Below are 25,448 nucleotides of genomic sequence, written 5' to 3' on the forward strand. Positions count from 1 at the left end.
GTTATACGAGAATAAAAAAATGACCGCAGCCAAAGAGCAGTTATTACCGGTAGTGAGCGATGTCATTGCCGATCTGAAGCATAAACCCGGCGCGTTACTGCCGATTCTTCATGAAATCCAAAACCGTCTCGGTTATATCCCCCCCGAATCCGTACCGCTGATTGCTGAATCACTGAACCAATCCCGTGCAGATATTCACGGCGTCATCAGTTTTTATCATCAATTTCGCAGCACCGCGCCAGGCAAACATACTGTTGAAGTTTGCCGCGCTGAAGCTTGCCAAGCAATGGGGGCACGCCAACTCGAGGCTCACGCCAAAGCGAGCCTTGGGGTCGATTATCACGGCACCACCAGCGATAACAATATCACCCTTGAAGAGGTCTACTGCCTCGGTAACTGCGCTTGCTCCCCTTCAGTGCGGATTAACGATGAAATCATCGGTCGGGTGACCCCAGAGAAATTTGATCAGCTAATTGACGGGCTGCGTTCACAAGCGCTGGAGGTACACTGATGAGCGTAACCAAAGTATTTATACCACGGGATACCACTGCACTGGCCATGGGGGCCGATCAACTGGCTCGCGAGATAGCAGCAGAAGCCGCCAACCGCGGTGAAACCATTGAGATTATTCGAAATGGCTCCCGTGGTCTGTTCTGGCTGGAACCTTTAGTCGAAGTTGAAACCAACACTGGCCGTATCGCCTATGGTCCGGTTACTAGCCAAGATATCGATAGCCTGTTTGATCAAGCTTTTCTCAGCGGTGCGACCGATCACCCGTTGTGTCAGGGATTGACCGAAGAGATCCCTTACCTGAAAAAACAACAACGACTGACGTTCGCTCGCGCGGGTATTACCGACCCCGTTTCGCTGGATGATTATCAGCAACTGGATGGCTTCAACGGACTGAAAAAAGCACTACAGATGGATGGCCAAACGATTGTCGATGAAGTGAAGGCCTCCGGTTTACGAGGCCGTGGTGGCGCAGCCTTCCCCACCGGCATCAAGTGGCAAACCGTATTAGATGCAACCTCTCCCAAGCAGCAAAAGTATATCGTCTGTAATGCTGATGAGGGCGATTCCGGTACCTTTGCCGACCGTATGGTGATGGAGGCCGACCCCTATATGCTAATTGAAGGCATGACCATTGCTGGCCTCGCTGTGGGTGCTGACCAAGGCTACATCTATCTGCGCTCCGAATATCCCGTCGCCTATCAGATTCTCAATGAAGCGATTGCCAAGGCAGAAGCGGCAGGGTTTCTTGGCGAGAACATTCTCGATAGCGGTAAGACCTTTAACCTTGAAGTACGTCTAGGCGCTAAAGCTTATATTTGCGGTGAAGAAACCTCGCTGCTGGAAAGCCTCGAAGGCAAACGCGGCATGGTGCGGGCTAAGCCTCCCTTACCTGCGATTGTTGGACTATTTGGTCAGCCGACGATTGTTAATAACGTGCTGTCGCTCGCAGCGGTTCCTTACATTCTCTCCAACGGCGGTCAAGCGTATGCGGATTATGGGATGGGGCGTTCACTTGGCACCCTGCCTTTCCAGCTGGCGGGTAATATTAAACGCGGCGGTCTGATTGAGCTGGCCTTCGGTGTCACCTTGCGTGAACTGTTAGAAGAGTACGGCGGTGGCACCTTCAGTGAGCGGCCGATGCGGGCGGTGCAAGTAGGTGGTCCTCTATGTGCCTACCTGCCTGAAAGTCAGTGGGACACGCCGATGGATTATGAATCCTTTCAAGCGGTCGGTGCCGCACTCGGACACGGCGGTATCGTGGTATTTGATGACACTGTGGATATGTCCGCCCAAGCGCGCTTTTCCATGGAGTTCTGCGTCGCGGAATCCTGCGGCAAATGTACGCCTTGCCGTATCGGCTCAACCCGTGGGGTCGAAGTGATTGACCGGATTCGTAACGATGAAAACCGCGCAGCCAATATGGAACTACTAAGCGATCTATGCGACACCATGATCGACGGTTCATTATGCGCCATGGGCGGCATGACGCCGTTCCCTGTGCAGAGTGCCGTTAAGCATTTTCCGGAAGACTTCAACCAACCTGCACAAAATAATAATGGGGCTCGGTCATGATTCAGATTTTTGATCCCAACGTCGATTACAACAAAGATTATGGCACCCCAGCGAGTGTTTCCGAAAACTTGATCACCCTCGAGATCGATGGTAAATCGATCACCGTGCCTGAAGGCACTTCGGTGCTGCGCGCGGCAGCTGAAGCCGATATTAATATCCCCAAACTCTGTGCCACCGACAACTTGGAAGCATTTGGTTCTTGTCGTATCTGTGCGGTTGAGATTGAAGGCCGCCGAGGCACACCAGCGTCATGCACGACGCCTGCTGAAGCCGGCATGAAAGTCACTACCCAGAATAAGCGCTTGGGTAAACTGCGTCGCAATATTATGGAGTTGTATATCTCCGATCACCCGCTCGACTGTCTTACCTGCCCTGCTAATGGCAACTGTGAACTGCAGGATGTGGCGGGTGAAGTCGGCTTACGTGAAGTACGGTACGGCTTCAGCGGTGAGAATCACCTAGACGCAGAGAAAGATAACTCCAACCCCTATTTCAGTTTTGATCCGAGTAAATGTATCGTCTGCTCCCGCTGTGTACGCGCCTGCGGTGAGGTTCAAGGCACTTTCGCTCTGACCATCGATGGTCGCGGCTTCGATTCCAAAGTATCCCCCGGACAGAATGAAGCGTTTCTCGATTCCGAATGTGTCTCCTGTGGTGCCTGTGTGCAGGCCTGCCCGACTTCAACCCTGATGGAAAAATCGGTCATTGAAGTGGGCCAACCGGAACACAGCGTGGTCACTACCTGCGCCTATTGTGGTGTCGGCTGTCAGTTTAAAGCCGAAATGAAAGGCGCTGAAATTATCCGTATGGTGCCCTATAAAGGCGGTCAGGCGAACCATGGACACTCCTGCGTCAAAGGCCGCTTCGCTTTTGGTTATGCCACTCACGAAGATCGCATCACTAAACCGATGATTCGCGATTCTATTGATGAGCCTTGGCAAGAAGTCAGCTGGGATGAAGCACTGAATTTTGCCGCCACGAAGCTGCGCGGTATTCAGGAAAAATATGGCCGCGAAAGTATCGGGGGTATCACCTCATCCCGCTGTACCAATGAAGAAACCTATCTCGTACAAAAACTGATTCGCGCGGCCTTTGGCAACAACAACACCGATACCTGTGCGCGGGTTTGTCACTCACCGACCGGCTATGGACTCAAAGCAACCTTGGGTGAATCTGCCGGCACACAAACCTTTGATTCGGTGATGTATGCCGACACCATTATGGTGATCGGTGCCAACCCTACCGATGCCCATCCGGTATTTGGCTCACTACTGAAGAAACGTCTGCGTCAGGGCGCCAAACTGATCGTTGCTGATCCACGTCGTATCGACTTGGTGAAAACCCCGCATGTGGAAACTCATCACCACCTGACACTGCGTCCAGGTAGTAACGTTGCCTTTGTGAATGCGATGGCCCACGTCATCATGAGCGAAGGTTTAGAAGATCGGGACTTTATCGCTAAACGCTGTCAAACCGAAGCCTTTAACGCTTGGCGTCACTTTATTACTGAAGAACGTCATTCACCGGAAAACACGGAAGCCATTACAGGCATTCCAGCAGCTGAGCTGCGCAGTGCTGCGCGCATCTATGCCAACGCGAAAAATGCGGCCATCTATTATGGTCTAGGCGTCACCGAACATAGCCAAGGATCAAGCATGGTCATGGGTATCGCCAACCTAGCACTGGCGACCGGCAATATCGGCCGTGAGGGTGTCGGCGTTAATCCACTTCGTGGCCAGAACAATGTGCAGGGTTCCTGCGATATGGGCTCCTTCCCCCACGAACTGCCGGGCTATCAACACGTCTCCGACGATGCAGTTCGGGCGCGTTTTGAAGCCGTCTGGGGGGTTGAACTCGATAATGAACCGGGCCTGCGTATTCCTAATATGTTTGATGCCGCGATGGATGGCACCTACAAAGGGATGTATTGTCAGGGCGAAGATATTGCCCAGTCAGACCCTAACACCAACCACGTTCATGCGGCCATGCGGGCACTGGAATGCCTAGTTGTACAGGATATTTTCCTAAACGAAACCGCTAAATTTGCCCATGTATTCCTACCGGGTTCCTCTTTCCTTGAGAAAGATGGCACATTTACCAATGCTGAGCGACGCATCAACCGCGTCCGTAAGGTCATGCCACCGCTGGCGGGTAAGCAGGATTGGGAAGTCACTCAGGCGCTGTCCAACGCCTTAGGCTATCCGATGAACTACAGCCATCCATCCGAGATTATGGATGAGATCGCCCTGCTGACACCGACTTTCAGTAATGTTAGCTATGAACGCTTGGAAGAGATGGGCAGCTTACAGTGGCCTTGTAACGATAACACGCCTGATGGCACGCCGATCATGCACCTGGATAGCTTCCCGATCGGTAAAGGACACTTTGCGATCACCGAGTATGTCGCGACTGAAGAGCGCTCTACCCGTAAATATCCATTACTGCTGACCACCGGCCGCACCCTGTCGCAATACAATGTTGGCGCACAGACCCGACGCACCGAGAATCAGGTTTGGCATGATGACGATGTGTTAGAGCTGCACCCGCAGGATGCCGAAGATCGTGGTATTAAAGATAATGACTGGGTGGGAATTACCAGCCGCTCCGGCGAAACAGTGATGCTGGCTAAAGTCTCTGACCGGATGCAACCGGGCGTGGTTTATACCACCTTCCACCATCCTCACAGTGGCGCAAACGTTGTTACCACCGATAACTCTGACTGGGCGACCAACTGCCCCGAGTATAAAGTCACGGCGATACAGGTGATCAAAGTCAACGAGCCTTCCGAATGGCAACAGCGCTATCATGAGTTCCATCAGGAGCAGATAGGCCATCTACATTCCGCCCGAGGCGAAAAACGCTCAGGATCAGTGGCCGGAGAGTGAGATGGCGTTGAAGCAGCCTAAACCAAACCAATCTGAGGGTAGTTTAACGCTATCCTTGGATGACTGTTATACACAGTCGGGCGTGAGTCGTTGGCAAGCGGATCAAACGTTAGACGCGTTGGATCAAATTGCTGACGAAATTCCAGTGGCTATGGTTTATAACGGCATATCCCATGCGGTGATGATGGCCAGCCCCTGTGATCTTGAAGACTTCGCGCTGGGCTTTAGTCTCAGCGAAGGTATTATCAAAACAGCAGACGAGATCTACGGGCTGGAGTTGGTGATGGCTGAGCCGGACAACTTAGCCGCAGGAATCGAAGTTCAATTATCGATTACCACTCAACGCTCGATGCAGCTCAAACAGCGCCGTCGTAATCTTACCGGTCGTACCGGCTGTGGATTATGCGGCACTGAATCACTGCAACAGGCCATTCGACCGGTCAAACCAGTGCCTTGCCTCTCCTCCCCATCATCAACGGCAATCGAACAGGCTCTGCATCAACTCAAAGCGAATCAACCCCTGCAATCCATTACTGGCGCCTGCCACGGCGCCGCATGGTGCAATCATCAGGGAAAGATTCAACTATTAAGGGAAGATGTTGGCCGACATAATGCGTTGGATAAATTACTCGGTGCACTGCAACGGGCCAAAACCGACCTTAGCGAAGGCTTTGTGCTGGTTTCTAGCCGTGCCAGTTATGAAATGGTGCATAAAGCAGCCAGCCGTGGTGTCAGCACCTTAGTCGCCGTATCGGCCCCCACCGGCCTAGCACTCACACTGGCAAAACAAGCAGGGCTCAATCTAATCGGCTTCGCCCGTCCAGGCCGGCACGTTATTTACAACCAATCGGTCACGACGGGTTTAACTCAATCCTCCGATGATTCAAAGGAATTATAAACATGGGAAATCATCAACTCACCAGCCTCATCAGGATGGCTAATCAGATCGCCGCCAACAACACCCATATCGGCGATGATATAGCCGAAGCTGAAATGGTCGCCGATCATATGACCAAATTCTGGGCACGCTCCATGAAAGCACAGATCCGCGAATATCTAGAACAGGATGGTAGTGAACTAACGCCGATCGCCAAACAAGCGGTGTCGCTGCTAAAACATTAACAACCTTCATTGGCTCAGCCTCCTAATCAAGGAGGCTTCCTTCACGCCGATAGTGGCGTAATTTTTCATCGGCACGAAGACGTACCTCAATTCAAATTGATCTATATGTAGGGTGCGATGAAGAATGAATCGTACCGATGCCTCGTATAAAAAATCGATTTTCATGGCTTTGATCGGTGCGGTTCGCAAGCTCACCAGCACCCTACCGATGCAATGATTTGGGGTGCGACGAAGAATGAACCGTACCGATGAAAATATGTAGGGTGCGATGAAGCATGAATCGCACCGTTGCCTCGTATAAAAAGTCGATTGCCGTGGTTTTAACCGGTGCGGTTCACAAGCTCACCAGCACCCTACCGATGTAATGATGTAGGGTGCGATGAAGAATGAATCGCACCGATGCCTCGTATAAAAAATCGATTGCCGTGGTTTTGACCGGTGCGGTTCGCAAGCTCACCAGCACCCTACCGATCCTCGGCTAACCACTCGCCTTCGCTCTATATCGCCACCGAACCAAAACTAGGCTCTGCCTGTGCCGAATTCAGCACCGCAACTGAACGTTTCATACTGGCAAAGAAACCATCATTAAGCTGTGGCTCTGTAGCAGCCTCCTGCGTCGTCACCGGCAATATCCCTTTACGTTCATCTCTGGGCGAGATACCAATATGCTTACGGTAACAGCGACTAAAATGGGGCGTCGATACGAAACCACAAGCGGTAGAAATCTCAACAATCGGCATACTCGATTGTTTCAACAACTGCCGTGCCCGATCAAGGCGCAGTTTGAGGTAATAACGCGATGGGGAGCAATTAAGATATTTAAGGAACATCCGCTCTAACTGCCGACGGGAAACGCTCACGAATGCTGCAAGCTCATCGAGCCCGATCGGTTCTTCAAGATTATTTTCCATCAATTCGATCACATCAACCAATTTTGGCTTGCTGTCGCCACCATTATGCAGCTGACGCAGAGGCACCCGTTGTTGATCGAACTCACTGCGGATGCGATCGCAGATAAACATATCGGATACCGCCATAGACAACTTAGGCCCATGCTGCAACGACACCATATGCAACAACATATCCATGGGCGAAATACCGCCGGATGAGGTCATACGGTTTCGATCGATACTAAACAAACGGTTATTACAGTTAACCTTAGGGTAATGCTCTTGCAATGACGCCATACATTCCCAGTGCGTACTGCAGTCATAACCATCTAGCAGACCGGCATGAGCAAGCAAATAAGCGCCGGTACAGATACCACCAAGGGTGACGCCACGGCGGCTCATTAACTGCAACCAGCTCACCTGTTTCGGTGTAAAGCTGCGTGTAATATCTACGCCGCCACAGACAATTAAGAGGTCCAATTCCGGCATATCGGCAACCGAGAAATCTGGGGCGAAACTAAGACCATCGCTGGCACTCACCGGCGCACCGCTCTCCGAAATCATATGCCAGCTGTAAAGTTCAAAACCAGATAGCTGATTCGCCATTCGCAGCGGTTCAATCGCTGAAGCCACCGCAATCATAGTGAAGTTGTCTAGCATCAAAAAGCCCACACGGGTTACTTTTTGATAGTCCTTAATAGGATCGAATGCAGTCGATGAAATCATAATAGTGCCCCTATTAACGCGTAATCATTACTAAATGCAAAGAGCTAAGCAGCGTCGCACCGATGCTAATTACTCACGTTATTTTTTGTTTTTTTGGACATTTAAGGATGGCAGATGAAGCGCTTAGGCGTTATTTCATGAGCCGATATTATCGTTATTATTCAGTATTACTTTCGACTTAAGTCGTATTTTTTTACTGATTGATGGAATCAATATTATTTGATTTAAATCAAAGGAAGAATACCTAAAAACGACTAAATCGCATTTTTATTTATCTCTGAGCGACGCGCTCATCATCGAAAAACGACGTTCCCTCTCAATGCCCCATGAGGTGGCCATTTCAGCCATTATTTAACCCCCATGCACCAATAAAAGGCTGTTAATCATGTCGCTTCTGATCAACTCCTGCGCGGTGGTAGGCAGTCGCAACCCTTAGCACTGGAATACTATGGCCTGACACCTATTAACGGGTGATATAAATACAAAAATAATAGGAGTGTGACCATGTGTAGCAATCATGCCAACCGTGGTGTTGTTTATAAAGGTGCGGGCGAAGTTGCAGTTGAAGAGATCGCCTTTCCAGAACTCTCTTTAGGTAAACGTAAGTGCAACCACGGCGTTATCCTACGGGTACTAACCACCAATATCTGTGGTTCCGATCAGCATATGGTGCGAGGCCGTACAACCGCTGAAGCAGGTTTGGTACTCGGCCATGAGATTACTGGGCAAATAATCGAATGCGGTAACGATGTCGAGTTTCTCAAACCCGGTGATATCGTTTCAGTACCGTTCAATATCGCTTGTGGCCGTTGCCGCAATTGTAAAGAGGGTAACACTGGCATCTGCCTCAACGTTAACCCTGCCCGTCCCGGTGCCGCTTACGGCTATGTGGATATGGGCGGCTGGGTCGGCGGCCAAGCAGAATATGTCATGGTGCCTTATGCTGATTTCAATCTGCTGAAGTTCCCCGATTCTGATCAGGCGATGGAGAAGATCCGCGATCTGACCCTACTATCCGATATCTTCCCTACCGGTTTTCATGGCTGTGTCACTGCGGGTGTCGGCCCGGGTTCAACCGTCTATATTGCTGGCGCTGGCCCCGTTGGACTCGCGGCAGCCGTATCGGCCCAACTACTGGGTGCCGCCTGTGTCATTGTGGGTGATATGATTGATGAACGCTTACAACAGGCACGTAGCTTTGGCTGTGAGACGATCGACCTCCGTGAAGAAGGTGATATGGCCGACAAACTGGAAGTGATTCTCGGCGAGCGTGAAGTCGACGCCTTTGTCGATTGCGTCGGTTTTGAGGCCCACGCCTGTGGTTGTAACCACGGTGCTGAAGCACCAGCAACAGTTTTGAACTCGGCGATGCAGATGACCCGTGCCGGTGGCGCGATTGGTATTCCCGGTTTGTATGTGACTGAAGACCCTGGCGCCATCGATGATGCAGCTAAACAGGGTGCGCTGAGTATGCGCTTTGGTTTAGGCTGGGCGAAATCCCATTCGTTCCACACCGGTCAATGCCCAGTGATGAAATATCATCGTCCACTGATGCAAGCGATTCTGTTTGATAAAGTGGATATCGCTAAAGCGGTCAATGTGCAGATGATTTCGCTGGATCAAGCGCCCGATGGCTATGCTGATTTTGATGGTGGTGCTGCGAAGAAATTTGTTATCGACCCACACGGTAGTGTTGCCGCTTAATGATGCGAATCATTAACAGATAACTAAAACATCAAAACCACCAGATCCTCTGGTGGTTTTCTCTCATTTAACGATTGATCACCGCTCTCTCTAACAACCACCGTAGCCTTTCAATCATTCTTAAGCGGTTTCTCAATCGCTCGTCCGTCCATAAAATAGTCAATCAGATCCAAAGTTCACTCAGATGTGTCGCTTCACTGTACCGGTGTAGAACCTGTGCTTGCAATAACTCAGCCGTGGCGATGGCGTCGGTCAGCGCATGGTGTTGACCATAGTGTGGCAGGTGATAACGCAACCGACTATCGCCTAAGCGAATCGATTCTAGCCGCCAACCGATCAAGCGTTTCAATCGATTCAAGATACCGCGACGATACAGCATCGCCTCCAACTCCATGGTATCGATCATTGGAAAAATGATCCCCTCCCCTAACCGTTTTTTAATCGCGCTATCGAGGAATTCCCGTTCTATATTACGGTAATGCACGACCACAATTTTTCCGGCAATCTCGTCTAATACCGATTCTAATATCAGATTTAGATCCGGTGCAGCAGATAACTGCGAGTGGGTAATGCCATGAAAAGGTACTGAGGTTTCGGTCAGGCCGTCATTCGGTTTTAGCAACCAATAACGACTTTCACGCAGTCGTATCCGATGTAGATCAAACGGAACTAGGCCAATACTGATGATCTCATCCTTGGTGGCATCCAACCCCGTAGTTTCAAAATCTAACGCTACAAAAGGGACATCAACCAATGCGGTGTCGGCAGCGACCACGCCCTGTTGATAAAAAGACTTGAGCCGCTCATCGGTCGATTTTTCAGCCTGCTGTTGAAACAGTGCGGGCCAATTGACGCTATGACTACCTATCATAGACACCTCTAGCGCCCCGAGAAGGGATAACGGAATTTAAGAAAGCGCTGGCTATTACTCAATACCTTAAAAGCCTCTTTCAGATTACGCCGATCAAAATCTGTCAGCGTCTCCGGTTTAACACTATTAGAAGGCTCTCGACCCGCTTCCACATCCGCCGCCTGATGGCGAATACGTACCATCGAAATGAATTCCAACGCATCACGCAGATCGGCGGCGCGACCCGGTGGTAGAATCCCCGCTTCGGAGACATCATCTAAACGTTCAAAAGAGTTTTGCACTTTGGAGCCAACCGCTAAAGCATGCACCCGGATCAGATCGGTCAGCGGTGCTGTCCCCCGACGTTTGAGGTTGATTGCATTACCATGCTGCCCATCCTTCTCCATCACGAAGTCTTTAAAAAAGCCCAGTGGCGGGGTTCGATTCAAAGCATTCCGAGCCAAACTGGCCAAAAACTTAGGCGAGCGCTGCGCCTTATGCGCCACAAAACTATTCAGCTGCGCCGCCCAATCGACCTTGCCCCAGACACCATCCAGATCAAAGAAAATTGAACAGTTGAGTAATGCTTCCGGTAATGGATTCTCGATCCAATCGGTAAAGGTTTGTTGCCACTCCTTGCGGGTTTTACGCCATGTTGAGTTGGTTGCCATAATATTGCCGGTACAATAAACATAGCCACAGCGATTCAACCCATCACTGACAAACTTGGCTAGCTGAGCAAAATATTCGCCATGTTGTTCAGGTTTATAGCGGTTATCCAAAATCAAAGCATTATCCTGATCGGTCACCACCAGCTGTTCATCCCTCGCCATCGATCCCAATGCGAGAAAGCAATAAGGCAGTGGTGCGGCTCCTAACTCAGCTTCTCCTAATTCCAGCAAACGTTGCTTAAAAGTACGGCCAATCACCGACATCGCACTGCCGATCATATGTGAATTAGCGCCCTCGGCTACCATACGGACAAAACAGGCGTTAATCTGCGGCTGTAACTCGGCGAGTTCATCAACACTGGTTTGACGCATAATAGTGCTGACCATATAGAGACTGCTTTGCGATTCATAGCGAATAATATCCGAGGTCGCCAACACCCCCACTGGATAATCATCTTCGAGAATCGGCAGATGATGCAGGTTATAACGCAACATGGTCAGCATCGCCTCGAAGGCATAGGCATCCACATCCAAGGTCACCGGCTCCGTGGTCATCACCTCCGTCACTGGAGAATCCAGATCCAACCCCGGCGCGACCACCCGAGTACGCAGATCCCGATCGGTAATGATACCGGCTAGTAGTCGATCTGAGGTATCACTCAACTCATCATCGTCAGGCGACACCGGTCGATTTAGCCGACTCTCGGGCGACATAATCAACAGAGAAGAAACCCCTGCCTCGGTCATCTTCTGCGCCGCTTGGCGAATCGTCGCTGACGTATCAGCCATCACTGGGGTGCGTGAAATTAAGGTTGTCACTTTAGACACCATCAGATCACTTTTTTCCTGCTTATCGGATACGGCCTGATGCAGCAAGTTATCATCCACTTCAACAAAATAAGCAAAGGAATCAAACCGCTCACACAGTGACATAAAGAGCGCTTCGGGAATAAAGTAGATCAGTGAATCTTCGATCGTCCGCGCTGGCAAGCGAACTTTCTGATTCATCAGTAGACTTAACTGACCAAATACCTCCCCCTCACTCAGCCGGTTATAGAGATCACCATTACGCCGATAGATCTCAACCGCCCCGCTGCGTATCACGCTCAGCTCATGAATCTCATCCCCAAAGAGATAGATATCACTGCCCGCCCGAAAATAACTAATCTCTACCTGACAGGCGATCTCATCCACCTCCGCTTCCGGTAACTCATCAAAGGGAGGGTATTGTTTCAGAAATCCTGCAATCTCAACCTGTTCTGCCTGCATCGGTCATTCCATTTAAGTCTGATAGAACAATTATGGGCTTATAAAGAAAAAAAATCGCCCGTAATGACCCGATAAAAAAGCCCCTGCAACGATATTTACAGGCGCCATTCACACAGATTTTACGGACGATTTTAACGGCGTACGGGACGCTTAGTAATCAATTACAACATCGGTCACGGGTACACTGCAACAGGACAACACATAGCCTGCGGCAACATCCTCCTCCGTAATACCACCGTTGTGTTCCATATTGGTTTCACCGGATTTTATCAGCACTTTACAGGTACCACAGATCCCCATACCGCAAGCTTTCGGAATCAACAGGTCAAGCTTAGATGCTGCGGCGTGCAACGTTTCACCGGGGGCGATCTGAATACTCTTTCCTTTACCGGCGAACTCAACCCGCAGCATATCCGCCTGAGTCAGTGCATCGGCCTCTTCCTGAGCAATTTCAGCACTTTCAATAGCGTCTTCTTCCACCTCAACCGGTGTCGAACCAAACGACTCCTCATGATAGTGGGACATATCAAAGTTATTATTCTTTAGCAGTGCTTTAACCGCATTCATATAGGGCGCTGGCCCACAGCAGAATACTTCACGTTCCAGAAAATCAGGGGCGATAATATCAAGTTTAGTCTGATCGAGATAACCCCGATAACCATGCCAAGCCTGACCGCTTTCAATTTTCTCACTGATCAGGTGCAGGGCAAAGTTACCCACTCGGGAGGACATGTGGTCGAGCTCCCGTGGATAGATTATGTCCTGAGGTGTGCGCGCACTGTGCACAAAGGTGATATCCACATCGGCATTGGTATCAAACCACCAGCGCGCCATCGACATCATCGGCGTGATACCCACACCACCTGAAAGCAATAGCACTTTTTTAGCCGGGAAATCGATACAGTTGAACAAACCGACCGGGCCATGCACCGCCAGCTCATCGCCCTCTTTCATGTTGTCATGCAGCCAGCTTGACACTAAACCGTTAGGGTCTCGCTTCACCGTTATGGAAAAGCTGTATGGCACCGAGGGAGAACTGGAAATGGTATAAGAACGCATCACCATCTCGCCGTTAATCTCCAACTCAAGGGTGACGAACTGGCCTGGCTTGAAGAAGTACATCACCGGCTGTTCTGACATAAAGCAGAAGGTACGCACATCCCAAGTTTCTTGAATCACTTTTACACAACGGACATTATGACGGCCATTCACCCAGGTTTGGGTGTTAACCGGAATAAAGCTCTCAGAACCAACAGTAGCAGGAATGGTTGTAGTCATGGCGTATCTCTCATCAGTGCGCGGTAATGCATCGGTTCAGTTATCTGGCTCAACTGCCTGCCTCTTCATGTCATTACACGCCGACAACAGAAACAGTGACCCATCAATTCATATTCATTCATTGCATTGTCTGCCGACACAGCTTTGCGCTATTAACCATTAACGACATTTTTTTGCTTATTGCGACCATATCAGTGCTAAGCATGACGTTAGCGGTATAACAGAGGCTGCAATAGGTCGAAAAATGTACTTAATTCTGTCGTTAACGGTCAACCTCGGAAACACGCCGAGGTAGAAGATGGATCCATGCAATACCACTATTCCGATCAGGGTTAATCCTGATCACCTATTTAAGCAGCACAGAGTGCTTTGAAGGAAGATCCAACTGATGAACCAAAATGACCTACTCAATACAACCTGCGCGACGATCCATGAAGCGCGTGAGGAAATGGCGAATCTGCTTGAAGCACGACCCGCAAATTACTCTCTAGCTCAACCACTGTATAACGATCCGCTGATGTTCCGGATTGACGTGGAAGAGGTGTTTCAGAAAGAGTGGTTGTTCGTTGGCATGACCAGCGAAATCCCTACCCGCGGCGATTACTTTACCGTTGAAATAGCACAAAATCCGGTATTAGTTGTACGGGATGCCGACGGTAGCATCAATGCCTTCCATAACACCTGTCGCCATCGTGGGTCACGCATCTGCTCTGAACATCGCGGTAAAGTCGCCAACCTAGTGTGTCCTTACCACCAGTGGACCTACGATCTGAAAGGTAACCTGCTATTTGCCGGTACCGAAATGAATGAAAACTTTGACAACAAAGAACACGGCCTGAAAAAAGCATTCTGCAAAACCGCCGGTGGCTTTATCTTTGTTTGCTTAGGAAAAGAGGAGCCCGAAGGCGACTTCGATGAGTTTTTAACCACCCTTGAAGAGTACATGGCCCCCTACGATGTTGAAAACACCAAGCTAGCAGTGGAATCCAACATGTATGAACAGGCTAACTGGAAGCTGGTGCTGGAAAATAACCGTGAGTGCTATCACTGTGCCGGTAGCCACCCCGAACTACTGAACACGCTGCTCGAATGGGATGACACCAATGATCCCCGCGCATCACAAGAGTTTATCGATCACTGTAAAGAGCAAGCAGCCCAATGGGATGCCGAAGGTATTCCTCACGAACACCGTAGCTTCGGCCCAGGTCTGCGCAACCGTATTGTGCGTATGCCACTGAAAAAAGGCACCCAAGTGATGACCTTGGATGGCGAAGCCGCCTGCACCAAACTACTCGGACGCATTAAAAACCCTCAGCTTGGCTCTATGCGTATTCTGCATCTGCCAAACTCTTGGAACCATATGCAATCGGATCACTTTATCGTGTTCCGCGTACTGCCGATCTCGGCTCAGGAATCGATCGTAACAACTAAGTGGTTTGTCCATAAGGATGCCGTAGAAGGGGTTGATTACGACCCTGAACGTCTGCGTCAGGTTTGGGATGCCACCAATGATCAAGACCGTATTCTGGGTGAAGAAAACCAGCGGGGTATTAACTCTGTCGGCTATCAACCAGGCCCATACTCAGAAACCTACGAGTTTGGTATTGTTAACTTTATGGAATGGTATAGCGACACCGTGCAGGGCAATTTGAAGCAGCGTTAAGCCTTTAAATTAAACCTTTACCATAAGCCTTTACGATAGACCTTAACGATAGGCCTTAACGATAGGCCTTAACGTTAGCAATAAAAGCCGTTTATCACCTCCTCACAGAATACCCGCATCAGCTGCGGGTATTCTGTCGTTAATCGAGTCACCTGCCTGTTTGCTTAATTCACTTAGCATAGGCTGAGACTACCGCCACCATCCGAACCCAATAAGCAACCGTTTGCGCTCCATCCGCTCTCCCGTTTTGCGTTCGGCTAACAGGGCTGAAGCATTCCACGCCAGCTCACTAATACCTTCTAGGGGTTCATACGTGGCTCATGCATGGTCAAATAAGAAGTGCCGCCCAGCAAGTTGAATTAACAGCGTCATTGAGAATAACAGGTTAAAAACGGTTGTTCCCACTATGCTTCAGAGCAGTTTATGGGGTTGATCAAGCGTGTTCCTTCTGGCCTCAGCGGCTAATAAACCCCTTAGCCAAGACGAAACCTTCGTCAAAAAATTATTGATGACTTTTTCGATCACGTCGATCACGTCAATAAGTTTTTCAATTTTTAGCAGCGTTAAAACAATTCGCTTAGAAAACCCTAAGCATTATCAAGTAAGCACAAAGCCTCTTGTACCGCTGGCAACATGATCGGACGCTTCTCGTTAAACTCAGCAACAGCAACCTTAAACTGGGCGCGTATTCCATCATCCTGAGTCTCAAGCCAACGTAGGGCTGCCTCGCTACACTGAATAGGAGAATCGCTCTCTGCCAGTACAGGCACGCCAGCCTGCATCAACCAGTCACGATAGTCGTCCTGATCGATTAATTCGGTAATCATCATAGGGAATCTCCCATTAAACTCGATTAAAAAAGGTTTATAACGCGCTATTAAAACGAAAAAAAGCTGGCATGTCGCCAGCTTTTTGAAGGATTGAATCAGACTAACAAAAAACCAACTTAGAGTTCGGTTTTCAGGCCTTTGTAGATGCTATAACACATCAATAACAGAATCGCGGTGAACGGCAATCCTGTGGTGACTGCACCGGCTTGTAACGCTTTGAGCGCTTCGGCACCACCGCCATACAACAAGACAGCGGCAATCAAACCCTGCAATATCGCCCAGAAAATCCGTTGCGGCACAGGTGCATCCACCTTACCACCGGCAGTAATCGAATCGATCACCAGTGAACCGGAATCCGACGAGGTGATAAAGAACACCAATACCAGAATAATCGCCAAGGCTGATGTAACCGCCGTAAACGGCAGATTTTCCAACATCTGGAACATCGCCAGTGACACATCGGTCAAACCGTTAGCCAAAGCACCTGTACCACTTTGTACCTGATCCAGCGCCAGTGCGCCAAACGCTGCCATCCAGATGGCGGATACAATCGTCGGGATCAATAAGACGGCGATCATAAATTCACGTACCGTACGGCCTCGAGAAACCCGCGCGATAAACATACCGACAAAAGGAGACCAAGAAACCCACCAAGCCCAGTAGAAGACAGTCCAACCGTTATAGAATTTGTCATCTTCCCGGCCCACCCAATTACTCAACGGCACAATATCCGTAGCATAGTTAGTGACCGTCAAGACCAAATTACTAAAGAACCCAGTCAGAGAACCAGCGAGGATCACAAACAGCAACAGCACACCGGCGATCCCCATATTGATATTACTCAATACTTTTACGCCACCTTCCAAACCACGAATAACCGAGAGAATGGCAATCGCAGAAACCGCGGCAATAATAATAATCTGAGTGGTGATATCGTTATCGACCCCAAACAGAAAATGCAGACCGGCAGAGGCTTGAGACGCGCCTAACCCCAGTGAGGTCGCCAGACCAAAGATAGTCGCCAACACCGCCACAATATCGATGACATGGCCGATAGGCCCCCAGACGCGTTCACCCAAGATTGGGTAGAAAGCAGAACGGATGGTCAGCGGCAATCCTTTGTTATAGGTAAAGAAGGCCAAGGCCAGTGCAACAACACCATAGATCGCCCAAGGGTGTAGACCCCAGTGAAACAGGGTTGCGCCCATCGCAGCCGCGGCGCCTTCAGGTGTATTCGGTGCCACATTTAACGGCGTACCCCACCAGTCGGTGTAATAAGCAACCGGCTCAGCAACACTCCAAAACATCAAACCGATGCCCATACCCGCAGCAAAGAGCATAGAGAACCATGACATGCGATTAAAATCAGGTTTAGCATCATCGCCACCTAAGCGTATACGGCCTACAGGCAACACAATCATCAGCAAGCAGAACAACACAAACACATTGCCACCGATCATGAATAACCAGTCGAAGGTTTCTGTTGACCAAGTACGTGCGCCTTCAAGCATCACTTTCGCATCAGCAGGGAAAACCAGGGTTAGCACAATAAACACAATAATAGCCAACGCACTGGTGGTAAATACGGGGTTGTGGATATCCATTCCCAACACCTGAACGTTATCCTGACCGGCCTTATAATCAGAGGTGTATTCCGCAGATTTCGGACCGTTTTGAACTTTTTTGTTCATAGAATTACTCCAGATTCTTTTTTATAGAACTGTCAAACAGGGTGCAGATTACCAGTAAACCATCAGAGCCAACGGGTTTCATACTCAACAACCTCACGCAACAGTGCCTGTATCAATTCAGATTAAGAAGATAGTCATTATCTCCAACGAAAAAGAGATCGCAGGTTGCATCGATAGTACGAGTATTGGCCGATTGACAACTGACTCGTTACGACAAAAAAAACGACAAAATGCCTGTTTTCGACAGCGCGTTATACTAACGGAAAAGGGGGAACAATAATTATGAATAGCCAAAAAAAAAACCACTTCGAAGCCGTGAATCTTCGAAGTGGTGAACAATTACCTGATGATCAAATTCAATGAAAGAATCAATATTGGGTCAGGCGGCTGTCAAAAAAGCACATGTAATGAAGCATGTTCATCATATAAAAGTCGTACTCAAGGCATCCCTCTTTTAGCGGCACCTTTTGACGCATTAACGACATTTAACGGTTTATTGAATGCTGATAGCATCACGAGAATTAGCGTAAAACTCCCTCCTCTACTAACAGATCAAGAATAGCCTGCGCTTGCTCACCCGCGGATTCCTGCTTCATTATCCGGCCCCCTTCAGATTGTGATTTAGCCGTTGCCGCTTTAAATCGTTCAGCCGCCGTTTTAGCTTTAATCACTTTCAGTCGTTTAGGCCGTTTTTTGGCAACGGCTTCATGCCACGATTGACGTAACGTATCCGTTTCAGCATTGACAACCGTCACGGTCATTGCCGCTCGTTGAGCCGGACCGAAAGCGCTTTGACGTGCCATCGGTGCGGCCGTATCAATGCTAGCAATAAACGGCAGTCGAACCTTGACCGCACGGCGCTGGCCCCGAGGTAACGCCTGTAATACCTCGGCGACGCCCTCTTTAACAGAGACAATATCCGCGACGCGAGGGACGATAGACCAACCGAGTTTTTCTGCCAATTGATAAGGCAGCATACCCGAGCCTTCACCGCTTTCGGCACGCACACCGGTCAAGACAATATCCGCACCGGACTGATGCAGCTGTTCACCCAAAGGAGCGACCGCATCCGCCGCCGGATCAAGCTGCAAAACATTAATCGCGGTCAGCCCCATGCCAGCATAACTTCTCAAACTTGGCTCGTTGGGATCACCCGCATGCAGCACCACCAATCCATCGGCTTGATCCGCCGATAGTCGCAGGCCTAATTCGACCGCTCGACTGTCTTGATCGGCACGCCGCACCCGACCGGATTGTGGATGTTTTCCCACCGACACTAAGGTGACAATTTTTAGCTTTTGTGATGAATTAGGCTGCATCCTGATCTCCCTCTATCGATGGCTGTGCACGAAACGCCTGCACCCGCTTTATCAGTTCACCTAGAATCTCTTCACTATCACCGATAGCACTTAGCGAAGCGCGTTTAACCATATCGCAACCAGCATCGGTATTGATCGCAATGACCTTATCGCACTGCCCAATACCCTGCATATGTTGAATCGCACCGGAGATACCCACCGCCAGATAAACCCGCGCGGTCACCCAAGTACCGGTCGCGCCGACCTGGCGGAAACGTGGCATAAAGCCATCATCCACCGCCACTCGGCTGGCACCTTCTGTCGCACCCAACACCGCTGCCGCCGCATGAAACTGATCCCAATCATGGATGCCGTTACCAGCCGACAGAATAAATTCAGCCTCAGCTAATGCAACCGCATTAGGATCGACAGCCACGGGACCTTGATCTTGCAACTGAGAAATAACCGACACCGGCGTCAATGTCACCGGCAGCGCTTCATGGCGGGTTTCATCAATCTGATCCGCACACTCCTCAGCTAACATCAGCAACCGTGGCGTTTCACGGGTAATATCCATCGTGCCACCGGCACCACGACACACCGCTGTTTGATGATCCACCTGCCAAGCTTGCACCGCTGGACGCTCATGCAATCGTGCCGCCAATCGGGACCCCAGATCAGTGCCACCATTGACGCTATCAGGGAATAACCAGTGGCGCGGCTGATACTCGTTTTCGACCTGTAGCAGTGCCGCAAGACGCTGCTCTGGGCAATATCCCTCATAAATATCGTCATCGAGCACTAGCAGTCGATCCACACCAGCGGTGTCGAAATGTTCCTCTTTCGCACTCCCAAAGCCGACGGTTAATACTGCGCCGGCACCTTCAATGCCTGCGGCCAATTTATGTGCTTGGCCAAGCACATCTTTATCATGGCCCGTGAGCCGGCCGCCCACCATATCCGCCACAACGACGATATAGAAATCAGGATTTTCAACTCGGTGTAACGGCAGTTGAACCTCTTGGGCAGCACTACGCCGCCCTTTACCAGAGGCCGCGGCATTACCTTTAAGCCGATCGATACGTTTAATACCGTTTGGCCCGATAAAACCGACGCGATGAGGGTATTTACGTAATAAACCACTCGGCCCACGTACCTCAGCGGCATCATCATCCACAAGAGTGCCATGTAACGGATGCAACCGGTTACGGGCGATCCATTCAGCCCGCGGATCACGTCGCACGATATCTAATAAGTCATGAGAGGACATCAGTGCACCTCCTTAGCTAAGCCGTTGGCGGTTGGATCAACCAATTGACCCACTAGGATCTCAGCAATATCTTTCACCTGCGGACGCGGTTCAACCACCCCTTCCAGCATCGCGGTACATTGCTGACAGCCAACCGCGACTAACTCCGCGCCAGTCTCATTGGCATCTTCCATCCGCATATCGGCAATACGACGCTCACCTGGAATATCTGTTATCGGTGCGCCACCGCCGCCGCCACAACAGCGGGAACGGAAACCGGAACGCTCCATCTCCGCGATTTCAATACCCATCGAACGCAGCAGTTCACGAGGCGCTTCATATTCACCGTTATAGCGTCCCAGATAACAGGGATCGTGATAGGTCACTTTGCCACCGATGAATGGATCTAACTGCAAGCTACCCTGCTGCACCAGTGAATTCAGGAAGGTCGTATGGTGGAACACTTCGACACCGTTAAGCGCATCAGAACCAAAGTCGTTATATTCATTACGTAGACAGTGATAAGCATGCGGATCGGTGGTAACAATTTTGCTGAACTTATATTGAGAGAGTACCGCCAAGTTACGCTTCGCCAGATTCTGGAAAGTCGCATCATCGCCCAAGCGACGGGCCACATCACCACAATCCAACTCTTCGTCACCCAGTACGGCGAAATCAACCTTAGCCGCCTTAAGCAACTTAACGAAGGCCCGCAGAATACGCTGGCTGCGCATATCGAAAGCACCATCCGACACCCAAAATAGCACCTCAGCCTGTTTCACATCGCGCATCAATGGCAAGTTTTGATCCGCCGCCCAGTGCGTCCGGCTTGCAGGGGCATAACCGTTCGGGTTATCCGTGGCGATAATGTTATCCAGCACTTCAGCCCCTTTATTGGGTGTGCTGCCCTTTTCCATCGTCAGGAAACGGCGCATATCAACAATCGCATCGACATGCTCGATCATCATCGGACACTCTTCAACACAGGCGCGACAAGTCGTACAAGACCAGAGTGTTTCCGGGGCTAACAAACCGTCAGTAATAATCTGATTCGGGCCGCCTTTAGCATTACCCACTTCTATCCCTGGATAAGGGCTACCGGCATACTTTGCATCGCTGCCACCGGCTAAACCAACCACCATATCTTGAATCAGTTTCTTCGGATTCAATGGCTGACCAGCCGCAAACGCTGGACACACAGCCTCGCACTTACCGCACTGCACGCAAGCATCAAAGCCAAGCAGTTGATTCCATTTAAAATCAGTGGGTTTCGCGACACCCAAGACACCACCGACTTCCGTGGCCAAGGATAGATCAAGCGGCTTTAACCCCGTTGAACGACCGCCGCCAAAACGCTCTTGCCGGCGATGAAACGCCAGATGCAATGCGCCGGCGAAGGCATGTTTCATCGGGCCACCCCAGGTCATGCCGAAAAACAGCTCGCCCATACCCCAGATAATCAGCGCCGTGAGCACTAGCGTTAACAAAACGCCACCGACTTGTGACATAAAGCCGTCAGAGAGTACACCCGCTGCCGGTAGCGTCAGCACAAAGAAGCCTACCGCAAAGGCCAGCAAGCTTTTCGGGAGTCGCATCCACGGACCTTTGGAGATCCGGCTAGGCGGATTCAAGCGGCGTTTAAAGACAAACAGCGCGCCGACAAACATTAACGCCAGCGATGCTAACAGTGCCCATGCCAAGATCTGACTATCAATACCCAGCAGATGCACCAGCATAATCAGCAGCGCAGATAGGACAAAACCGCCACCGGTGGCCGCATGGGTTCTGGACATGTATTTGTCACGCTCAACAATATCATGCAGATCGTGCAGATAGCGTCCTGGCATTGCCATTAGACCCGCCATCAGATCAACCTGATCCGGCTGACCCGCGCGCCACAACTTAACTCGGCGTACAGCACCGATCACTGCCAGCAGCAATGCCGTTGCAATCAGTAAAGGATGTAACCACTCAAAAATCATAGGGTACCCTCATAACAAGGTATCGGGCTTATAGACGCCCTTTTGGCTGACCGACCTGTCCAACTTTTCAAAGCGGTTAGGACAGGCTCGAGAGTTCATTAATACAACAAGCTGAGAAGCTCTAACTGATAAGACCTGTTTGATAGAACCTGCGCGTTATGGCCGCAGACAGCGCAGATAACGGGTGCAGATAAGTGCCGCGTAGCGACACACTATCTACCCTACAACCGTTTAACGATGCCATAACAAGCACAATCATTCAGGTGCCATCAAAGATCTTTACAGAGGCGTAAGGCGTCATACATCGCCGCATGTACGTTGCGCTGCGACACACAGTCCCCCAAGCGCCACAGAATCATGCCGTCGCCAGACTCACTCAACACAGGCTGTGGTTTGATATCAAACAGCGCCTCATTATTGATCTGCCCCTTGTTGCGAGACGCCTCTTTCAGGTCGTAATACAGCTCTTCATTCGGGCGAGTACCGTTTTCAACCACTACCTGATCGACCACACGCTCTTCACGCTGTCCGGTGTATTCGTTCTCCAACACGGCGACTAGGTTATCCCCTTCGCGGTAGACTTTTTCCAGTAAGAAATCAGAGGTCATAATCACCTCTTTCTCATACAAAGAACGGTAGTAAGTGGGGAAGGTGGTACCACCAATGCCGACACCCGGTTTAATATCGTCGGTAACGATCTCCACTAACGCGCCTTTAGCTGACAGATAATCCGCCGCAGACAAGCCTGAGAATTCGCAGATAGTGTCATAGATCAACACATTCTTACCCGGCTCAACTTTGCCACTGAGGATATCCCAGCTAGAAACAACTAAGCCCTCTTCAGCACCCCATTCAGAATTCTGATCGATAAATGGACGACCGCCGGTCGCGATGACACAAACATCCGGCTTCAGCTCATTAATTAGCGCTTCATCGGCGGCGGTACCCAAACGGACATCCACCCCAAGACGCTCAAGCTCCATCCCTAACCAACGGGTAATACCGGCAATTTGATCTCGCTGAGGTGCTTTAGCCGCCAGGGTGATTTGACCACCCAGTTCGTCTGCTTTTTCCAGCAGAATAACTTCATGGCCACGTTCCGCCGCCACACGGGCAGACTCCAATCCACCCGGTCCACCACCGACCACGACGACTTTGCGAATCGGCCCAGTCGTTTTCTCGATAATATGTGGCAAGCCCATATATTCACGTGACGTCGCCGCATTCTGGATACAGAGCACATCGAGGCCCTGATATTGACGGTCGATACAGTAGTTAGCACCGACACACTGACGGATCTGATCCACCTGATCATTTTTGATTTTGGCGATAATATGCGGATCGGCAATATGCGCTCGAGTCATACCGACAAAATCGACATAACCGGCTTCAATGATACGCTTGGCCTGATTTGGGTCTTTAATGTTCTGGGCATGGATCACCGGTACATCAACGACTTCTTTAATACCGGCGGCCAAGTGCAAAAACGGCTCCGGTGGATAACTCATGTTCGGGATAACATTGGCCAAGGTATTGTGCGTATCACAACCGGAACCGACTACACCGAAGAAATCCAGCTCGCCAGTCGCATTGTAATAGGCGGCGATCTCTTTCATATCATCATGATTCAAACCATCGGGATGGAATTCATCACCGGTGATACGCATACCCACAACAAAGTCACGGCCCACTTCGGCCCGTACTGCTTTGAGTACTTCCATACCGAAACGCATCCGGTTTTCAAAGCTACCGCCCCATCGGTCGGTGCGCTTGTTTACCCGTGGCGACCAGAACTGATCGATCAAATGCTGGTGTACCGCAGACAGTTCAACACCGTCGAGGCCACCCTCTTTAGCACGTCGAGCCGCTTGAGCGAAATCACCCACAACCCGCCAAATCTCTTCTTCTTCGATCACTTTACAGGTAGCGCGGTGAACCGGCTCACGAATACCAGAAGGCGACATCAGGTTTGGCCAGTTTTCACCATCCCAGCGGGAGCGACGACCCATATGGCTAATCTGAATCATGATCTTACCGCCGTGCTTATGCACAGCATCGGCTAGATTCTGAAAATGGGGGATAATCCGATCGGTAGACAGATTAACCGAACTCCACCAGCTTTGTGGACTGTCGATAGACACCACACTAGAACCACCGCAGATACAGAGGCCACAGCCACCTTTGGCTTTCTCCTCGTAGTATTTAACGTAGCGATCCGTGGTCATACCGCCGTCGGTGGCATACACCTCGGCGTGAGCGGTACTGACAATACGGTTGCGAATAGTCAGATTATTAATCTTTAAAGGCTCAAACAGAACATCAAACTGGGACATGATATCTCACCCCGATTACCATTAATTAGGAAGGATTAGCTAGCCCATTGGCGGACTAAGCGATCCCTTATGCTATGCATAATCATTGTTATAAAAAGCAGGCAGAAGGCCGATCAACTCAGTGCGGTCTGTTGCACTTAGCCGATCTCGTTATTAACCGTTATTTACAGCGGTTTAACCTCAAAATAACCCACCTCGCAACCCTCTTCGGCGGCGCACTGTGTTTGTTCAGATTGCGTGCGAACCGGATAGCCTAAACTCTCAGCAACCTGATCCAGCGCACCGGCAAACCAACCGGTAAACATATAATCCACTTTGCGATTCACCTTGCCGTACTGATAAACGAAGCAAGAGTTTTCTAACCGAACGGTGGCCGTACCCGCTTCAACATCCAGCGCTTCAGTGATAAAAAATCCCCAACCCCGCTGAGACAGACGTTTCAGGTAGTGATGCCAGATATCCGCACCTTCGAGACCATGCTCTTCGGCTTCTTTTTCACACCAGTAGTAAGCTGATTTATAACCGGCTTTATAAAGGATATCGGCATAACGTTCGGCGCCGATCTCCTCTTCTATGCCCATATGATTGTTAACAAAGAAGTGACGTGGCACATACAGCATCGGCAGTGCGTCGGTGGTCCATACACCGGTTTCATCATCAACAACAATTGGCATTTCGGGTGCATGTCCACTCATGATTCTCTACCTCAAAACTCTCTATCAATTCTGTTTATCTCAGCCGATCAAATCGGCTGAAAAGTCTAATAATGGTGTCGATTGGGTAAGGTCAGCCAATGGCTAACCTTGGATACAATTACTCGCCCCACACATCTTTCAGCAGTGTCACCCAGTTCTCACCCATAATCTTGCGTACTTGGGTTTCAGAGAAACCGTGGCGTAACAGCGCTTCAGTCAGATTAGGA

19 protein-coding genes are annotated in these 25,448 nt (G+C 50.2%); 7 read left to right on the plus strand and 12 right to left on the minus strand.

Features of this window, described 5'->3' with window-relative positions; translation table 11 throughout:
- Positions 1-19 precede the first annotated feature (19 nt).
- Genes KO512_RS16210 through KO512_RS16230 form a run of 5 tightly spaced genes read left to right on the plus strand, consistent with a single transcriptional unit; the run spans position 20 to position 6,092 of the window.
- Positions 20-511 carry a formate dehydrogenase subunit gamma gene (locus KO512_RS16210; RefSeq protein ID WP_215953386.1) on the plus strand — a complete coding sequence of 164 codons (492 nt, stop codon included), beginning with the start codon at positions 20-22 and terminating at the stop codon, positions 509-511.
- Positions 511-2,085: a formate dehydrogenase beta subunit gene (locus KO512_RS16215; RefSeq protein WP_215953387.1), complete on the plus strand. Its 1,575-nt coding sequence runs from the start codon at positions 511-513 to the stop codon at positions 2,083-2,085. The genes KO512_RS16210 and KO512_RS16215 overlap by 1 nt, the downstream gene beginning before the upstream one ends.
- Positions 2,082-4,970: a formate dehydrogenase subunit alpha gene (fdhF, locus tag KO512_RS16220; RefSeq protein WP_215953388.1), complete on the plus strand. Its 2,889-nt coding sequence runs from the start codon at positions 2,082-2,084 to the stop codon at positions 4,968-4,970. Before KO512_RS16215 ends, fdhF begins: the two co-directional genes overlap by 4 nt.
- A gap of 1 nt (position 4,971) precedes the next feature.
- The gene (fdhD, locus tag KO512_RS16225; RefSeq protein ID WP_215953389.1) at positions 4,972-5,868 is read left to right on the plus strand and encodes a formate dehydrogenase accessory sulfurtransferase FdhD; all 897 of its coding nucleotides are present in this window, start codon (positions 4,972-4,974) and stop codon (positions 5,866-5,868) included.
- 2 nt (positions 5,869-5,870) lie between these two features.
- Positions 5,871-6,092, plus strand: coding sequence for a formate dehydrogenase subunit delta (locus KO512_RS16230; protein WP_215953390.1), 222 nt, complete (start codon positions 5,871-5,873; stop codon positions 6,090-6,092).
- Between the two features lie 497 nt (positions 6,093-6,589).
- Here KO512_RS16230 and KO512_RS16235 read toward each other — a convergent pair whose 3' ends face one another.
- On the minus strand, positions 6,590-7,708 hold the full coding sequence (locus tag KO512_RS16235; protein ID WP_215953391.1) for a GlxA family transcriptional regulator: 1,119 nt from the start codon (positions 7,706-7,708) through the stop codon (positions 6,590-6,592).
- Positions 7,709-8,212: 504 nt separating this feature from the next.
- On the opposite strand from KO512_RS16235, the gene fdhA reads away from it, so the two are divergent.
- Positions 8,213-9,412 (plus strand): formaldehyde dehydrogenase, glutathione-independent, encoded by a 1,200-nt coding sequence (fdhA, locus tag KO512_RS16240; RefSeq protein ID WP_215953392.1) that lies wholly within the window; start codon positions 8,213-8,215, stop codon positions 9,410-9,412.
- Between the two features lie 163 nt (positions 9,413-9,575).
- Here the strand turns inward: fdhA and KO512_RS16245 are convergent, their stop codons facing one another.
- The 3 genes from KO512_RS16245 to KO512_RS16255 form a co-directional block, all read right to left on the minus strand.
- Complete coding sequence (locus tag KO512_RS16245; protein ID WP_215953408.1) at positions 9,576-10,283, minus strand: 3'-5' exonuclease; 708 nt, start codon at positions 10,281-10,283, stop codon at positions 9,576-9,578.
- 8 nt (positions 10,284-10,291) lie between these two features.
- Entirely contained in the window at positions 10,292-12,202 is a 1,911-nt protein-coding gene (locus tag KO512_RS16250) for a putative nucleotidyltransferase substrate binding domain-containing protein (RefSeq protein WP_215953393.1), read from the minus strand.
- A gap of 150 nt (positions 12,203-12,352) precedes the next feature.
- Positions 12,353-13,480 carry a hybrid-cluster NAD(P)-dependent oxidoreductase gene (locus KO512_RS16255; protein ID WP_215953394.1) on the minus strand — a complete coding sequence of 376 codons (1,128 nt, stop codon included), beginning with the start codon at positions 13,478-13,480 and terminating at the stop codon, positions 12,353-12,355.
- A gap of 388 nt (positions 13,481-13,868) precedes the next feature.
- On the opposite strand from KO512_RS16255, the gene KO512_RS16260 reads away from it, so the two are divergent.
- Positions 13,869-15,143, plus strand: a complete 1,275-nt coding sequence (locus KO512_RS16260; RefSeq protein WP_215953395.1) for an aromatic ring-hydroxylating oxygenase subunit alpha — start codon at positions 13,869-13,871, stop codon at positions 15,141-15,143.
- Between the two features lie 587 nt (positions 15,144-15,730).
- Here KO512_RS16260 and KO512_RS16265 read toward each other — a convergent pair.
- The 8 genes from KO512_RS16265 to KO512_RS16300 form a co-directional block, all read right to left on the minus strand.
- A complete protein-coding gene (locus KO512_RS16265) occupies positions 15,731-15,973 on the minus strand; it encodes a hypothetical protein (protein ID WP_215953396.1) in 243 nt (80 codons plus the stop codon).
- A gap of 116 nt (positions 15,974-16,089) precedes the next feature.
- Positions 16,090-17,664: a BCCT family transporter gene (locus tag KO512_RS16270; RefSeq protein WP_215953397.1), complete on the minus strand. Its 1,575-nt coding sequence runs from the start codon at positions 17,662-17,664 to the stop codon at positions 16,090-16,092.
- A gap of 521 nt (positions 17,665-18,185) precedes the next feature.
- A complete protein-coding gene (etfB, locus tag KO512_RS16275; RefSeq protein WP_215953398.1) occupies positions 18,186-18,983 on the minus strand; it encodes an electron transfer flavoprotein subunit beta in 798 nt (265 codons plus the stop codon).
- A complete protein-coding gene (etfA, locus tag KO512_RS16280) occupies positions 18,973-20,232 on the minus strand; it encodes an electron transfer flavoprotein subunit alpha (RefSeq protein WP_215953399.1) in 1,260 nt (419 codons plus the stop codon). The genes etfB and etfA overlap by 11 nt, the downstream gene beginning before the upstream one ends.
- A complete protein-coding gene (locus KO512_RS16285) occupies positions 20,232-22,193 on the minus strand; it encodes a (Fe-S)-binding protein (RefSeq protein WP_252735076.1) in 1,962 nt (653 codons plus the stop codon). The genes etfA and KO512_RS16285 overlap by 1 nt, the downstream gene beginning before the upstream one ends.
- Before the next feature lie 269 nt (positions 22,194-22,462).
- Positions 22,463-24,526: a dimethylglycine demethylation protein DgcA gene (dgcA, locus tag KO512_RS16290; RefSeq protein ID WP_215953400.1), complete on the minus strand. Its 2,064-nt coding sequence runs from the start codon at positions 24,524-24,526 to the stop codon at positions 22,463-22,465.
- A 164-nt stretch (positions 24,527-24,690) separates the two neighbouring features.
- The gene (locus KO512_RS16295) at positions 24,691-25,221 is read right to left on the minus strand and encodes a 4-vinyl reductase (protein ID WP_215953401.1); all 531 of its coding nucleotides are present in this window, start codon (positions 25,219-25,221) and stop codon (positions 24,691-24,693) included.
- Between the two features lie 118 nt (positions 25,222-25,339).
- Positions 25,340-25,448, minus strand: a 109-nt coding sequence (locus tag KO512_RS16300; protein ID WP_215953410.1) for a membrane dipeptidase, incomplete at its 5' end; no start/stop codon positions are given.

Origin of the sequence: Amphritea atlantica, assembly GCF_018860855.1 — a bacterium.
Taxonomy (GTDB): Bacteria; Pseudomonadota; Gammaproteobacteria; order Pseudomonadales; family Balneatricaceae; genus Amphritea; species Amphritea atlantica_A.

Excerpts from the sequence above, each read along its gene's own strand:
- etfA (WP_215953399.1), bottom strand. The coding sequence starts at position 20,232 with ATGTCCTCTCATGACTTATTAGATATCGTGCGACGTGATCCGCGGGCT.
- KO512_RS16295 (WP_215953401.1), bottom strand. The coding sequence starts at position 25,221 with ATGAGTGGACATGCACCCGAAATGCCAATTGTTGTTGATGATGAAACC.
- KO512_RS16285 (WP_252735076.1), bottom strand. The coding sequence starts at position 22,193 with ATGATTTTTGAGTGGTTACATCCTTTACTGATTGCAACGGCATTGCTG.
- dgcA (WP_215953400.1), bottom strand. The coding sequence starts at position 24,526 with ATGTCCCAGTTTGATGTTCTGTTTGAGCCTTTAAAGATTAATAATCTG.
- KO512_RS16265 (WP_215953396.1), bottom strand. The coding sequence starts at position 15,973 with ATGATGATTACCGAATTAATCGATCAGGACGACTATCGTGACTGGTTG.
- KO512_RS16255 (WP_215953394.1), bottom strand. The coding sequence starts at position 13,480 with ATGACTACAACCATTCCTGCTACTGTTGGTTCTGAGAGCTTTATTCCG.
- KO512_RS16250 (WP_215953393.1), bottom strand. The coding sequence starts at position 12,202 with ATGCAGGCAGAACAGGTTGAGATTGCAGGATTTCTGAAACAATACCCT.
- fdhA (WP_215953392.1), top strand. The coding sequence starts at position 8,213 with ATGTGTAGCAATCATGCCAACCGTGGTGTTGTTTATAAAGGTGCGGGC.
- KO512_RS16245 (WP_215953408.1), bottom strand. The coding sequence starts at position 10,283 with ATGATAGGTAGTCATAGCGTCAATTGGCCCGCACTGTTTCAACAGCAG.
- KO512_RS16210 (WP_215953386.1), top strand. The coding sequence starts at position 20 with ATGACCGCAGCCAAAGAGCAGTTATTACCGGTAGTGAGCGATGTCATT.
- KO512_RS16215 (WP_215953387.1), top strand. The coding sequence starts at position 511 with ATGAGCGTAACCAAAGTATTTATACCACGGGATACCACTGCACTGGCC.
- fdhF (WP_215953388.1), top strand. The coding sequence starts at position 2,082 with ATGATTCAGATTTTTGATCCCAACGTCGATTACAACAAAGATTATGGC.
- KO512_RS16270 (WP_215953397.1), bottom strand. The coding sequence starts at position 17,664 with ATGAACAAAAAAGTTCAAAACGGTCCGAAATCTGCGGAATACACCTCT.
- fdhD (WP_215953389.1), top strand. The coding sequence starts at position 4,972 with ATGGCGTTGAAGCAGCCTAAACCAAACCAATCTGAGGGTAGTTTAACG.
- KO512_RS16230 (WP_215953390.1), top strand. The coding sequence starts at position 5,871 with ATGGGAAATCATCAACTCACCAGCCTCATCAGGATGGCTAATCAGATC.
- KO512_RS16260 (WP_215953395.1), top strand. The coding sequence starts at position 13,869 with ATGAACCAAAATGACCTACTCAATACAACCTGCGCGACGATCCATGAA.
- KO512_RS16235 (WP_215953391.1), bottom strand. The coding sequence starts at position 7,708 with ATGATTTCATCGACTGCATTCGATCCTATTAAGGACTATCAAAAAGTA.
- etfB (WP_215953398.1), bottom strand. The coding sequence starts at position 18,983 with ATGCAGCCTAATTCATCACAAAAGCTAAAAATTGTCACCTTAGTGTCG.